Here is a 13,908-nt window from a genome sequence, read left to right as displayed (position 1 = left end):
GACCTGTCACTAGGTCCAGTTGATGCGAGTTTGGCAGAACCAATCGCTGGAGCCACGGATCGGGGCGCTGTGGCGCTGCCCGTCGCCGCGAATGCGCCGATAGTGGCGCTGGTCGACTTCCCGGAACCGCGCACAGGAAACACCTTGACCCCCATCGTCGCCAATCCGGCGAGCAACCCTGGCATCGACAGCTCCTATGCCTGGATGCGGCTTGCCATCTCGATGCTGCTGGCGACGATCGGCGCCGTCGGCATGTGGGCGGTCGTCGTGGTGCTGCCGGCCGTGCAGGCCGAGTTCGGCGTTGACCGCGCGGCGGCATCGATGCCCTACACCGCAACCATGGTCGGCTTTGCCGCCGGCAACGTGCTGGTCGGCCGCGCCATCGATCGCATGGGCTATTGGATCCCGGCGCTGATCTCGTCGGTCGCACTCGCCGCCGGACTACTGCTTGCGGCGGTGTCGACGTCGATCCTGCAATTCACCCTTGCCCAGGGGGTGCTGATCGGGCTTGGCTCATCGGTGATCTTCGGGCCGCTGATCGCCGATATCTCGCACTGGTTCAATCGTCGGCGCGGCGTTGCCGTCACGGCGGCGGCCGCGGGCAACTACCTCGCCGGAGCGCTGTGGCCAACCATCATGCCGACGCTGATCAAGGCGGAAGGCTGGCGCTTCACCTATGCCGCCATCGGCATCTTCTGTCTGGTCACGATGATACCGCTGGTGCTGTTGCTGCGGCGCCGCGCTCCGGACGCGGCAGCGGCCGGCTCGCCTGGAAGCCGGCCTGTGCAGCCGATTTCAATTTCGCCGGCGGCACTGCAGGTGCTTTTGGTCATCGCCGGTCTCGGCTGCTGCGTGGCAATGTCGATGCCGCAGGTGCACATCGTCGCCTATTGCATGGATCTTGGCTACGGCATCGCGCATGGCGCCGACATGCTGTCGATCATGATGGCGGCGGGCGTTGTCAGCCGACTTGCCTCCGGCTTTATCGCCGACCGCATCGGCGGTGTGAAGACGCTGCTTATCGGCTCCGTGCTGCAATGCCTGTCACTGCTGTTCTACATCCCGTTCGACGGACTCGCCTCGCTCTATGTCGTGTCGCTGGTGTTCGGCCTGTCGCAAGGCGGCATCGTGCCTTGCTATGCCATCATCGTGCGCGAATACCTGCCGGCCAAGGAGGCCGGCCAGCGCATTGGCATCGTCATGATGGCGACCATCTTCGGCATGGCGATCGGTGGCTGGATGTCGGGCTGGATCTACGACCTTACCGGTTCCTACGCGGCCGCGTTCCTCAATGGGATCGCGTGGAACCTGGTCAACGTGGCGGCGATCCTGCTGCTTATGTGGAGGGCGGGGCGCCCGGCCATGGTTACGGCCTGAGGCTTCAGCCGGCGAAGCCGCAGCCCGCCGTCGGCTTGACAATCGCCAGTTGCTGCGCGACGCCAAGCTGGCATGGCGCAGTGGGGGAAGCTGGACAAACATGGCGACAGAGGCGACGAAGCCGCAATCGCGCGCGACGCAAGGGGCAGGGCCGTGACCAAGCCGCGCTCGCGCCGTGGCGGCGGCCGCCCGACCATCGCCGATGTCGCGCGCAAGGCCGGTGTCGGCGCCATCACTGTGTCGCGGGCGCTGCGCGAGCCCGACCGCGTCAGCCAGGATTTGCGCCGCCAGATCCAGGCTGCCGTCGACGAACTCGGTTATGTCCCGGACCCCAATGCGCGGGCGCTGGCCTCGGCGCGCGCCGATGTGTTCGGCGTGCTGGTGCCTTCGCTGACCAACAACGTCTTCGCCGAAGTGGTGCGCGGCATCTACGACAGCCTGTCGGACGGCCCGTTCCGTGTCCAGCTCGGCAACACCCATTATTCCGGCCTCGAGGAGGAGCGCCTGCTGCAGGTGTTCGCACCGCAGCGCCCGGCGGCGCTGATTGTGGCCGGCATCGACCAGACGCCGACGTCGCGAAAACTGCTGGAGAGCGCCGGCTGCCCGGTGGTCCAGGTGATGGAGACCGGGCCCGATCCAGTCGACATGCTGGTCGGCTTCTCGCATTTCGACGGCGGCAGGACAGCAACCGAGCACTTGATCGAGGCGGGCTACCGGCGGATCGGCTTCATCGGCGCGCGCATGGATCCGCGCTCGCAGCGGCGCCTTGCCGGCTATCGCGCGGCAATGGAGAAGGCCGGCCTGTTCGACCCGCGGCTGATCACCACCACGCCGCTGTTGTCCAGCGTGACGCTCGGCCGCGAGCTGCTTCGCGATGCGCTGGCCAAGATGCCGGCGCTCGACGGCGTCTTCTGCAACAATGACGATATCGCGCTCGGCGTTCTGTTCGAATGCCATAGCGCTGCACTCGATGTGCCGAAGACAATCGGCATTGTCGGCTTCAACGATCTCGAGATGATGCAGGCGGCGTTCCCGCCGCTGACCAGCATCCGCACCCCTCGCTATGAAATCGGCCGCCGGTCTGTTGCCATGGCGCTGGCGGCGATCGCTGGGCGAAGGCCCGAGCAGCGGGTCGTCGATCTCGGTTTCGAGCTCAAACCCCGCGAGAGCACGGCACGCTGAAACCAGCATTCGAGGCCTCAGCAAATGGTGCTTTACACAACGTCATGGTAGCGCTACCATTTTCGTTGAGCAGGCGTTTTGGCGGAAAGCCGAGCCTGTTTATTATACATAAGCAACAGCTCATGCTTGTTTATTATGTATAATATGCTAGGTTGAGTGTCTCGCTCATGAAGCGGCGAGGGGGAGGGGATCGGGCCGGCTTCGGGCCCTTGAGACGTGCCGCCGGCAAGGCTGGAGGGGCTTCGCCAGGCGTGGAAAATCGCCACGACAAACAGCATCAAGCAGCACTGCAAACGGGAGGAATATCGATGATCAAGTCATTCGTTGGCGGCATCGTTGCCGCCACTGCATTCGTCATGTTGAGTTCGTCGGCGATGGCCGACCCTGAAGTCGTCAAGGGACCAGCGGCCGAGCCCGACTGCTTCGCGCCGTGGGCGGCCGATACGCAGTTCTTCAAGTTCCCCAAGAAAGATGGCCCATACCGCATCGCGCTCGCCAATGGCTATATTGCCAATACTTGGCGCATCCAGATGATCCAGACGGCCAAGGCCTACGCTGCGCAGAAGGACGTCGCGGCAAAGTTGAAGGAATTCAAGGTCGTATCGACCGGCGAGGATGTGCCGGCGCAAATCTCGGCGATCAACAACTTCATCGATTCCGGTTTTGACGCCATCGTCGTCAACGCGCAGAATCCGACCGCCTTCGGGCCGGTCATCAAGCGCGCCAAGGAAGCCGGCGTCGTGCTGGTCGCCTTCGACAACATCCTCGACACCAAGGACGCCATCAACGTCAACGTGGACCAGAAGGGTCTTGGCACGCTGTGGGGCAAATGGCTGATCGACCATATTCCGGATGGCGGCAAGATACTTGAAGTGCGCGGCGTTGCCGGCACGTCGGTCGATACCGACCGCCACAACGGTATCCATGAGGCCTTCGACGCCTCGGGCAAGAAATGGGAGGTCACCGAAGTCGCGGGCAAGTGGGATGATCCGACAGCGCAGAAGGTCACGGCTGACGCGATCGCCACCAATGGTCCGTTCGTCGGCATCACCGGCCAAGGCGGCGACACCGGCATCGTTCAGGCCATGATCGACGCCAAGCATGCGTTCGTGCCGTTCGGCGGCGAAACCGAGAACGGCTTCCGCAAATTCTGCGCGGCGCACGCGGCGGACGGCCTGAAATGCTCCTCGGCCGGCACCGGCCCTGCCCAGGTCGCGGTCGCCATCAAGACGGCGATCGCCGCACTCGAGGGTCAGGTCGTACCGCAATCGGTCAAGCTGCCGCTCGCCATCGTCGAGGATCCGAACTTCAAGGAAGGCCAGGACTACTTCCCTGACCAGTCCGACAATTTCTTCGTCGGCAATTCCTTCCCGACCTGCGGCATCAATTTCACCGCGCAGGAAATCATGGGCCAGACCAAGGCGGACCAATAGGCTGCACATTCGGCGCCGCGGGATGCTCCGCGGCGCCGAACCACTTGCCATCTCAATCCTAAAACTGCCCCGGAGGGCTGATGGACGGTGCGGCTCCACTCTTTCGCATGGAAGGCATTTCCAAGCGCTATGGCGGCGTGCGTGCGCTGGAGAAGGCCGAACTTTCGGTCACATCAGGCAGCATCCACGCTATTCTCGGCGAAAACGGCGCCGGCAAATCGACGCTGATCAAGGTCATGGCCGGCGTGGTGGCGGCCGACGAGGGCACGATGACGCTGGACGGGCGTGAGGTCAGCTTTGCCTCGCCGGCCGCGGCCAACCAAGCCGGCATCGTCTGCATCTTCCAGGAACTGTCGCTGGTCCCCGAACTCAGCGTCGCCGACAACATCGTCATTTCCGATCCGCCGACCCGGTTCGGCATGATCGACCGCAAGGCGCAGCGCCGCATCGCCGAAGAGGCGCTGGCACGCGCGGGTGCGGCCGACATCCATCCGCTGGCGCTGGTCAAGGATCTTCCCCTTTCAAGACGGCAGATGGTCGAGATCGCCAAGGCATTGGCCAGGAAGCCGCGCATCCTGATCCTCGACGAGGCGACGTCAGCGCTGGCTGCCGCCGATGTCGCCAAGATCTTCGCGGTGCTGAAGCGGCTGCGTGGGGAGGGGCTGGCCCTGCTCTATATCTCGCACCGGATGAACGAGATCGCGGAACTTGCCGACCAGTGCACGGTGTTTCGCAACGGCCGCAATGTCGCCAGCTATGCCGCCGGTTCCAAGAGCGACAATGAGGTCGTCGAGCTTATGATCGGGCGAGAATACAGCCATATTTTCCCGCCCAAGCCGGTGCGTCTGCCGGCTGCCGCTGCCCCGGTGCTCGAAGCGCGCAACCTGTCGTGGACAGACCGGCTGGACAATGTCTCGCTGACCGTCGCGGCCGGCGAGGTGGTGGGCCTTGGCGGCCTCGACGGCCAGGGGCAGCGCGAGTTGCTGCTTGCCTTCTTCGGCGTGCTGCGCGGTCTCTCCGGAGAGATCCTGATCGATGGCAAGCCGGTGGCGATCGCCAGCCCGGCGGCGGCGCGCGACGACCGGATCGGCATGGCGCTGATCCCCGAGGATCGCAAGACGGAAGGGTTGATGCTGCCGATGACTGTGCGCGAAAACCTCTCCTTCGCGGCACTCGACCGGCTGTCCAAAGGCGGCATCATCGACCGCGCCGCCGAACAGCGGCTGATCGACGACATGGTGGGGCTGCTGGCGATCAAGACGGCGGGCCTCGACATTCCGGTCGGTGCACTGTCGGGCGGCAACCAGCAGAAGGTGGTCATCGCCAAATGGCTGATGCGCCAGCCGCGCATCATCCTGCTCAACGACCCGACGCGCGGCATCGATGTCGGCACAAAGCAGGAGCTGTATCAACTGATGCGCAAGCTTGCGGACGCGGGTGCCGCCATCCTGTTCTACTCGACCGACTATGACGAGCTGATCGGCTGCTGCGACCGGGTGCTGGTGCTCTATGACGGCGCGGTCAAGCGAGAGCTGGTCGGCGCCGAGCTCACCGAACGGGCGCTGATCTCCAGCGCGCTCAACATCCATGGCGGCGACGCCACCCCAAGGCACGGAGCGGACGCGTGAAGGATTGGCGCTACTGGCTTGCCGAACAACGCGGAACGCTGCTGGCGTTCGCCATCTTCATCCTCATGTTCGCGATCTACACCGCGAACCATCCGGCGGGATTTACCGCCAATGTCGTGCAGACGGCCTCCAACAAGGGCGTGCTGCTCGCCTTCGTCGCCATGGCGCAGACGCTGGTGGTGATCACCGCCGGCATCGACCTTTCCGTCGGCATGATCTTCACGCTGACCAATTGCCTCGCCTCCTGGCTGGTCATCGGCACCGGCCTCGAGACCGCCTTCGGCGTCATCGCCGTGCTCGGCACCGGGCTCTTGTGCGGGGCGATCAACGGCGCCATCGTCATCTACGGCCGACTGCAGCCGATCGTTGCCACCATCGCCACGGGTGCCGTCTATTTCGGCATCGCACTGCTGCTCAGGCCGTTCCCGGGCGGCTCGGTCAACGAGGATCTGGCCGATGCGCTCACCGGACGCCTGTTCGGCGTGGTGCCGGCAAGCCTGGTCACGCTGCTCGCCGTGGTGCTGATCGTCTGGGTGCCGTTCAGCCGTTCGGTGCTTGGCCGTGCCGCCTACGCCGCGGGCTCGTCGGAGACGGCGGCCTACATGTCAGGCGTGCCGATCCGGCGCGGCAAGTTCGCGGCTTACGCGCTGGCCGGGCTGCTGGCGGCGATCGGCGGGCTGTTCCTGACCTTCTTCACCTATACGGGCGATGCGGCCTATGCCAGCGGCAACGCCTACACGCTGTTCTCGATCGCCGCCGTCGTGCTGGGTGGCGTTTCGCTGTTCGGCGGCAAAGGCAGCGCCATCGGCGCGATCTTCGGCGCGCTCGCCTTCCGCACCATCGGCGACCTTTTGTTCGTTTTCGATTTCGATCCGCTGTGGCAGCCGCTGTTCCAGGGCGTTATCCTGCTGATCGCGGTCAGCCTCGGCGCCTTCGCACTGTTTCGGGTCCGCAACCGGCTGGAGTGGTTCCTGTGAGCGAGACGACGATGAGCGGCATCGCCAACCGTATGCCCAAATTCATTCGCCGCGCCGATCCAGCGGTGCTCACCGCCTTTGCCTGCATCGTGCTCCTGCTGTTTCTCGGCAGTCTTTATTCGCGCAGTTTCCTGTCGCCCGAATATCTGTTGCAGCAGCTCAAGGTGGCGTCGTTCCTTGGTGTCATCGCCACCGGCATGATGCTGGTCATCCTGCTCGGCCAGATCGATCTGTCGGTGCCGTGGTCGGTGGCGGTCGGCGCCATGATGGCGGCCGCGGCCGCGGCCTATGGCCCGATCGGTGTGGCGCTGGCCATTCCGTTCGGCATCCTTTGCGGGGTGCTGATCGGCATCGTCAACGGCATCGGCGTCGCCTATCTGCGCATCCCCTCGATGATCATTACGCTCGCTACCAACGCCGTCGCGCAAGGGCTCATGGTCGTCTATACCGGTGGCTTCTCGCCACAGGATTCGGCCACCGGCGCCATGCGTTATCTTGCGACAGGTTTTACCATTCCGGGCGTTCCCAACGCCGTCATCATCTGGGCGTTGATCGGTGCTGCGATGGTATTCGTGCTGACCCGCACCAGCTTCGGCCGCAGCGTCTACGGCATCGGCAACCGCGAGCGTGCCGCCTATCTCTCCGGCATCGACACAAGGCGCGTGGTGATGATCGCCTTCGCCATATCGGGCGGCCTCTCGGCCTTTGGCGGGGTGCTTCTGGCCGGCTATGCTTCCAAGGCGGCGCAGTCGATGGGTGACGCATATCTCCTGCCGTCGATCGCCGCCGTGGTGCTTGGCGGCACCTCGATCCTCGGCGGCCGCGGCTCCTATCTCGGCACCGTCGCCGGCGTCATCCTGATCACGCTGCTGCAGTCCATCCTGTCGGTCATGCAGATGCCCGAGGCGGGCCGGCAGATCATCTATGGTGTCGTCATCGTCGCCATGCTCCTGCTCTACGGCCGCGCGCCGGCAAGCCGCTGACCGTGGACGAAAAGACGGCACAGGCGCCAACGGGCGCTCCCGGCTCGGTGCCTCGGGCCATCGTGGTGATGGGCGTCGCCGGCTGCGGCAAGTCGGCCGTCGGCAAGGCGCTGGCAGCAGCCGAAGGGGCCGTCTTTGTCGAAGGCGACAGGCTGCACCCGCCCGAAAACGTCGCGCGCATGGCGAGCGGCGAGCCGCTCACCGATCAGCTGCGCGAAGGCTGGCTCGATGCCATTGGCGAGCGGATCGCGGACCTGGCCGGCAGCGGCCAAAGCGTGGTCGCCGCCTGCTCGGCGCTGAAGCGCAGCTACCGCGATCGCCTGCGCGGCTTTCGCCGGGATATCGTGTTCGTCTATCTGGAGATTGATCCCGTCACCGCCAAGCGGCGCGTCGCCGCCCGCAAGGGGCATTTCATGCCGGCTAGCCTGGTCGAAAGCCAGTTCGCCATCCTCGAGCCGCCTGGCGCCGACGAGCAGGCGCTGACGGTCGACGCCAAGCTTCCGGTCGCCGACATCGTCACCGCCGTTGCCAGCCTGCTGGCCAACGCCAAATCATGAACCACCGTCATCGGGCAAGGCGTTCTCCGGCCGTTCGGTGAACCGGTCGGCGCCGGACCAGACCATCATTTGCTCGGGATAGAGTTGCAACGCCTCCAGCACGCGGTCGCGCTTGAGCAGAATGTACTCGGCCTGCAACGTCATGTTCTTGGCGCCGCCGGCTCTGGTCGTGGGCTCGCCGGTTGCCGCCGGGGCCGGCACCAGTTCGGGACTCAGGATGGCGCGGTACTGGCGGAACGGATCGGTCTCGAAGGTCGACATGGAAAACAGCGCCGCCTTGCCTCTGGCAGCGAAATTCGTCGGCGCCGAGGCGAGGTGGGTCCAGCCGCTCTCCCCAATGCCGACTTCAGTGAATGTCGAACCGGCATGCACGGTGTTGGTCACCAGCACGACGCCGTTGTTGCCGAGGATCCTCTGGATCCGGCCGGTGACCTGGTAGGCGTCGCCGCGATCGAACACGATCCGGCTTTTCAGAAAACGATTCTCGACCCGGACGATTGGCGGGTTCAGGAAGCGCAAGCCGAAGGTCGAGTCGGATATGCCGTGAGCGCTGACACTGAGCTGGTGCGCCTCGATGCCGGCTTCATAGAGCGCGCGTTTGCCCATGATGGTCTGGGCCGTGAACTGATCGCACCAGATGATGGCGCCATGGCCGCGCTTCAACGCTGTTTGCAGGCCCTCCAGGCCCTCCAGCCGGATATCGGGTGACCAGCGGCGGTGAACGAGATGTGCGGCAAGCAGCAAACGCCGGCGGTGGTTGGCGTAGAGGAGGGCCCTGAACTGCTTTCGCGCATCGATGCCGTTGCCGAGCACTGCGCGGGTCGCGGCGGCGTAGCGCACGAAATCCTTGCGGATATGGCGCTTGAGGCGCAGCCCCGATACGCGGCTGCAGATCGCGGCCCACCAACTGACCGGCAGCACTGCCGCGACGCCGAGATAGAAGGCGGCCAGCAGCAGCTCGCGAAAATCCCTGTTGTTGAAGGTACGCAACTTTCCGGGGCGAACCAGCTTGCGGCTGAAGAAGCGGACATGCTCGGCGCGCTCGGGCACCAAGATGTCGGCGATGATTTCCGTGTGGTAAATGACGGCGGACGATGGTGTCCGATCGGCTTTCCGGGATTTTCCCAACCACGGCAGCCTCATCCGATCGGTGTCCACCTGTTCTTGCGCGCTTCCGAAAATCGCTTTACTGCGTCTGCCACGGGCGCGCAATCGGCGCCGGCAGGCCATGGTGAACGCCATTCAGGGTTCGAACTTGAAACAGGCCCTATCGGTAGCACTTCCGCAACTGGCGCCCTGGCAGCCGGCTGCGGCGGCGCTGATGGCGCCAGACCGGGCTCCGCTCAGCTTTGCCGGCCTCGCTGACCTTGTCGACCAACTCTGCGGCGATCTCGCCAGGCGTGGCGTTCGCCGCGGCACGGCCGTCGGCATCGTCCTGCCCAACGGCCCGGAAATGGCCAGCTGTTTCCTGGCGGTCTCGGCGCTGGCGACGGCGGCGCCCCTCAATCCGGCTTACGGCGAAGACGAATTCCGCTTCTATCTCGGCGATCTCGACGTGAAGCTCCTGCTGTGCGGACAAGGCATGGGCGATGCCGCGCGCAACGCGGCAAGGTCGCTCGGTATCCCGGTACTCGATGTCGTCGTGACCGAGGGTGCCAAAGCCGGCGAATTTGTCCTGTCAGGCGAGGCCGAACTGGCGGCTCCTGGTGACGCGCAGCTCAACGGACCCGACGATTTCGTGCTGGTGCTGCACACATCGGGAACCACGGCGCGGCCGAAGATCGTCGGCTTGCGGCAGCGCAATCTCAAGGCATCGATGGCCAACATCGCCCGCACGCTTGTGCTGTCGGGAAACGATATCTGTCTCAACGTGATGCCGCTGTTCCACATTCACGGGCTGATGGCCGCGCTCAGCGCACAGCTTGCGGTCGGCGGCACTGTTGTCTGCACGCCGGGCTTCAACGCGCTGAAATTCTACGGCTGGCTGGGCGACTTCCGGCCGAGCTGGTACAGCGCGGTGCCGACCATGCATCAGGCGATCCTGGCGCGCGCCACGCGCAATGGCGAGACGATCGTGGCTACGCGGCTGCGCTTCATCCGCTCGTCTTCGGCCGCACTTCCCGATGCCGTGTTCCGCGATCTCGAGCGCGTCTTCGGCTGCCCGGTGGTCGAGGCCTATGGCATGACCGAGGCGGCGCATCAGATGACGTCCAACGGGCTGCCGCCGGCACGCCGCAAGCCGGGCTCGGTCGGCCTGCCCGCCGGCCCCGAGGTGACGATACTGGACGACAAGGGGACAATCCTGCCGGCGGGCGAGAAGGGCGAGATCGCGGTGCGCGGCGCCAACATCCATGACGGCTATCTGAACAATCCGGTGGCCAATGAAGCTGCCTTCACCGATGGCTGGTTCCGCACCGGCGACCAGGGACTGATCGACGGCGATGGCGACCTCAAGATCACCGGGCGGCTGAAAGAGATCATCAATCGCGGTGGCGAAAAAATCTCGCCGCTCGAGGTCGACAATGTGCTGCTCGATCATCCGCTGGTGGCGCAAGCGGTGACCTTCGCCGTGCCGCACGCCATGCTGGGCGAAGAGGTGGGGGCTGCGATCGTGCTGGCCGAGGGCGCCACTGCGGACGCCGAACAGATCCGCGATTTCGCGCGCAGCCGCATCGTCGAGTTCAAGGTGCCGCGCCACATCCTGTTCCTGCAGGAGATCCCCAAGGGTCCGACCGGCAAGATCCAGCGCGTCGGCCTGGCCGGCAGGCTCGGCTTGGTCTGACCGCCGGAATTAGATCTGCGACGTCAGTTCGACCGGAAAATCGTCATTATCGGCATCGCGCATGGCGGCGAGGCTTCTGTTGTCCAGCACCTCGGCGATGGCCTGGCGCACTTCCAGCATCATGTGCCGGACCTGACAGGTCGCCTCGTCGCAGTCCTCACAGCGCTGGTATTGGGTGCGGCTGGCACACGGGATCGGCGCCAGCGGGCCGTCCAGGACGCGCACGACATGGCCGATCTTGATCTCGGAAGCAGGCCGGGCGAGGCGATAGCCGCCTTCCTTACCCTTGCGGCTCAGGACGAAGCCGGCATTGCGCAACTCGCCCAGAATGGCATCCAGGAATTTCTTCGGGATGTTGTTGGCGACCGCAATGTCGTTGACGAATGCAAGCTGGCCGACCGGCAGGCCGGAAAGATGCACGAGGGCCTTGAGGCCGTATTTGCCTTTTTTGGTAAGCATGCCCGATTCAGTTCATGAAAACCCCAACCACCCGCATCTGGCGGTTGTTTGTGTGCAAATCATGACGTTTCGCCTGAACAACCCGGTTTCGCGTAGAACAAGCCGCCTGGTTGAGAGGTTAGGCACAAAGGCGTTGATTCTTTGTAACGTTTTTCACATATGCCGCCGGATTCTGCCGAAAGCGGTTCGTCGGCGCGAAAACAAAAAAGCCGGCAAGGAGCCGGCTTTCTTGTTCCGTTTTCAGGCCAGCTGCTGCCGATGTCAGCGGCTGCCATAGGTCTGGTCGAGAAGGCCGCCGGCGGCGAAGTGTTCCTTCTGCACCTTGGCCCAGCCGCCGAAGACGTCTTCCACCGTCAGCAGGCGGACATCGGGGAAGTCGGCCTTGTATTTCGCGGCCACAGCGGCATCGCGGGCCCTCAGGCCATTTTCGGCGGCGATGGTCTGGCCCTCCGGCGTGTAGAGGAAGTCGAGATAGGACTTGGCCAGATCGCGCGTGCCATGCTCGTCGGCAACCTTGTCGACGATTGCTACCGGGAACTCGGCGAGCAGGCTGACCGTGGGCGTGACCTGCTCGAACTTGTCGTTGCCGTATTCCTTGCGAATGCCGCGCGTTTCCGACTCGAAGGTGATCAGCACGTCGCCGATCTCGCGCTGCACGAAGGTGGTGGTGGCGGCGCGGCCGCCGGTGTCGAAGATCGGCACGTTGTTGAACAGCTTGGTGACGAACTCCTTCACCTTGGCGTCATCGCCCTTGAAGGCTTCCTTGGCGTAGGCGGTCGCCGCCAGATAGGTGTAGCGCGCATTGCCCGACGTCTTCGGATTGGGGAAGATCACCTGCACGTCGTCGCGCACGAGGTCGTTCCAGTCCTTGATGTGCTTGGGATTGCCGGCACGCACCAGGAAGGACGGCAGCGAATAGAAGGGCGAGGCGTTGTCGGGAAAATCCTTCTGCCAGTCGGCGGAGACGAGGCCTTTCTTGACCAGGAAGTCGATGTCGGTGACCTGGTTGAAGGTGACGACATCGGCGCCAAGGCCTTCGGCAATCGCGCGCGCCTGGGCCGAGGTGCCGGCATGCGACTGGTCGACGGTGACGCCGGGATGACCGGCGATGAAAGCCTTGTTCACCTGGACGAACAGCTCGCGGCCGACATCATAGGAGGCGTTGAGCAATTTGTCGGCCGACCAGGCTTGCGAGGAGGCGAGCACCAGGCCGGCGGCGGTGGCGACGCTGAGCAAAAATCGCTTCATGAAAAGGGCTCCTTGGGAATGCCGGTTCGAATGCTTCAATATAGTGCGCCAACATAATAGGACGATGTCCAATGCCGCCAGACACGCAGTCCGGGTCCATTGAACGGTGATGAGAAAAAGCGTTGCTAAAACAGCTGGTTGGTAGGATTTCCTTCCAAACGCATTCGCTTCGGCCAGTCGGCGGATGATGTCTATGCCGCCGGGAAAAGTTTCCAGCGCCGCGGCCTGAACGCCACCCGGCTCTTCTGCGCCGCTGGATGGTCGACGGGCAGTTCGATCTCGACCCGCTGGCGCTCGCCGCCGATTTCCAATTCGACGCGCCTGGTGCCGGCGACGCGGCGGCTGGCGGCGACGGTGCCGGCGATGCAGCCGCTGCAGCCGTCGAGCAGTTCGACATCGTGCGGGCGGAAGTAGAGCACGGCCTCGCCGCTCGGCGCATGCGGCGCCGACAGCCCGATCGGCCGGTCGGCGATCCAGACCTGGCCGTCCTCGACCTTGACCGGCAGCGTGCTCGATTCACCGATGAAGGAGTAGACGAAGGGTGAGTTCGGCGTGTCGTAAATCTCGTCGGCCGAGCCGACCTGCTCGATGCGGCCCTGGCTCATCACCACGACGCGGTCGGCAAGCTCGAGCGCCTCTTCCTGGTCGTGGGTGACGAAGACGGTGGTGTGGCCGGTACGGTCATGGATCTCGCGCAGCCAGCGGCGCAGTTCGCGGCGCACCTGCGCGTCGAGCGCGCCGAACGGCTCGTCAAGCAACAGCACCTTGGGCTCGATGGCCATGGCGCGGGCGAGGGCCACACGCTGGCGCTGGCCGCCGGAAAGCTGCGCGGGGTAGCGCTTCTCCAGTCCGGAAAGCTGAACGAGATCGAGCAGTTCCGAGGCGCGGCGGCGGATTTCGGCCGCCGGCGGCCGCGATGGTCCGTGCCGGACCTTCAGGCCAAAGCCGATATTGTCGGCGACCGTCATGTGCCGGAACAGCGCATAGTGCTGGAAGACGAAGCCGACATTGCGCTCCTGGATCGACCGCTGCGAGGCATCCTCGTCGCCAAAGAAGATCTTTCCGCGCGTGGGGCGTTCCAGGCCGGCAATCAGCCGCAGCAGCGTCGTCTTGCCGGAGCCGGATGGCCCGAGCAGCGCGATCAGCTCCCCCGACTTGATGTCAAGCGATACGTCATGGAGGGCCGGAAACCGGTCAAACTCCTTGCGCACGTTGGCAACGCGAACTTCCATGCAAATCCCTCAATAATTTAATTTGATGCAGGTCGTTATCCCAAAACCGG

At 64.5% G+C, this 13,908-nt stretch carries 12 protein-coding genes; 8 read left to right on the top strand and 4 right to left on the bottom strand.

Annotated features, from left to right (window positions below):
- Positions 1-204: 204 nt before the first annotated feature.
- From AC1DZ8_RS23105 to AC1DZ8_RS23075, 7 genes are all read left to right on the top strand, one after another.
- Complete coding sequence (locus AC1DZ8_RS23105; RefSeq protein WP_477301482.1) at positions 205-1,377, top strand: MFS transporter; 1,173 nt, start codon at positions 205-207, stop codon at positions 1,375-1,377.
- A 153-nt stretch (positions 1,378-1,530) separates the two neighbouring features.
- Positions 1,531-2,559: an HTH-type transcriptional regulator GntR gene (gntR, locus tag AC1DZ8_RS23100; protein ID WP_477301028.1), complete on the top strand. Its 1,029-nt coding sequence runs from the start codon at positions 1,531-1,533 to the stop codon at positions 2,557-2,559.
- Between the two features lie 308 nt (positions 2,560-2,867).
- Complete coding sequence (locus AC1DZ8_RS23095) at positions 2,868-3,992, top strand: sugar ABC transporter substrate-binding protein (protein ID WP_477301030.1); 1,125 nt, start codon at positions 2,868-2,870, stop codon at positions 3,990-3,992.
- Positions 3,993-4,072: 80 nt separating this feature from the next.
- Complete coding sequence (locus AC1DZ8_RS23090; RefSeq protein ID WP_477301032.1) at positions 4,073-5,620, top strand: sugar ABC transporter ATP-binding protein; 1,548 nt, start codon at positions 4,073-4,075, stop codon at positions 5,618-5,620.
- Positions 5,617-6,597: an ABC transporter permease gene (locus tag AC1DZ8_RS23085; protein ID WP_477301034.1), complete on the top strand. Its 981-nt coding sequence runs from the start codon at positions 5,617-5,619 to the stop codon at positions 6,595-6,597. Before AC1DZ8_RS23090 ends, AC1DZ8_RS23085 begins: the two co-directional genes overlap by 4 nt.
- Positions 6,594-7,580 carry an ABC transporter permease gene (locus tag AC1DZ8_RS23080; RefSeq protein ID WP_477301036.1) on the top strand — a complete coding sequence of 329 codons (987 nt, stop codon included), beginning with the start codon at positions 6,594-6,596 and terminating at the stop codon, positions 7,578-7,580. The genes AC1DZ8_RS23085 and AC1DZ8_RS23080 overlap by 4 nt, the downstream gene beginning before the upstream one ends.
- 2 nt (positions 7,581-7,582) lie before the next feature.
- Positions 7,583-8,137: a gluconokinase gene (locus tag AC1DZ8_RS23075; RefSeq protein ID WP_477301038.1), complete on the top strand. Its 555-nt coding sequence runs from the start codon at positions 7,583-7,585 to the stop codon at positions 8,135-8,137.
- Here the strand turns inward: AC1DZ8_RS23075 and AC1DZ8_RS23070 are convergent.
- Entirely contained in the window at positions 8,132-9,265 is a 1,134-nt protein-coding gene (locus tag AC1DZ8_RS23070; RefSeq protein WP_477301040.1) for a hypothetical protein, read from the bottom strand. The genes AC1DZ8_RS23075 and AC1DZ8_RS23070 overlap by 6 nt on opposite strands.
- A 127-nt stretch (positions 9,266-9,392) precedes the next feature.
- On the opposite strand from AC1DZ8_RS23070, the gene AC1DZ8_RS23065 reads away from it, so the two are divergent.
- Entirely contained in the window at positions 9,393-10,919 is a 1,527-nt protein-coding gene (locus AC1DZ8_RS23065) for an acyl--CoA ligase (protein ID WP_477301042.1), read from the top strand.
- A 9-nt stretch (positions 10,920-10,928) separates the two neighbouring features.
- On the opposite strand, the gene AC1DZ8_RS23060 is transcribed toward AC1DZ8_RS23065, so the two are convergent.
- From AC1DZ8_RS23060 to AC1DZ8_RS23050, 3 genes are all read right to left on the bottom strand, one after another.
- The gene (locus tag AC1DZ8_RS23060; RefSeq protein ID WP_112394487.1) at positions 10,929-11,378 is read right to left on the bottom strand and encodes an RrF2 family transcriptional regulator; all 450 of its coding nucleotides are present in this window, start codon (positions 11,376-11,378) and stop codon (positions 10,929-10,931) included.
- A 261-nt stretch (positions 11,379-11,639) separates the two neighbouring features.
- Positions 11,640-12,626, bottom strand: a complete 987-nt coding sequence (locus tag AC1DZ8_RS23055; RefSeq protein WP_477301044.1) for a sulfate ABC transporter substrate-binding protein — start codon at positions 12,624-12,626, stop codon at positions 11,640-11,642.
- A 191-nt stretch (positions 12,627-12,817) separates the two neighbouring features.
- Positions 12,818-13,858: a sulfate/molybdate ABC transporter ATP-binding protein gene (locus tag AC1DZ8_RS23050; RefSeq protein WP_477301046.1), complete on the bottom strand. Its 1,041-nt coding sequence runs from the start codon at positions 13,856-13,858 to the stop codon at positions 12,818-12,820.
- Between the last annotated feature and the right edge of the window lie 50 nt (positions 13,859-13,908).

This window comes from Mesorhizobium sp. P2_F7 (genome assembly GCF_056403695.1).
Note: the sequence above shows the minus strand (reverse complement) of the source record. Positions and strands in the feature narration are given on the sequence as shown.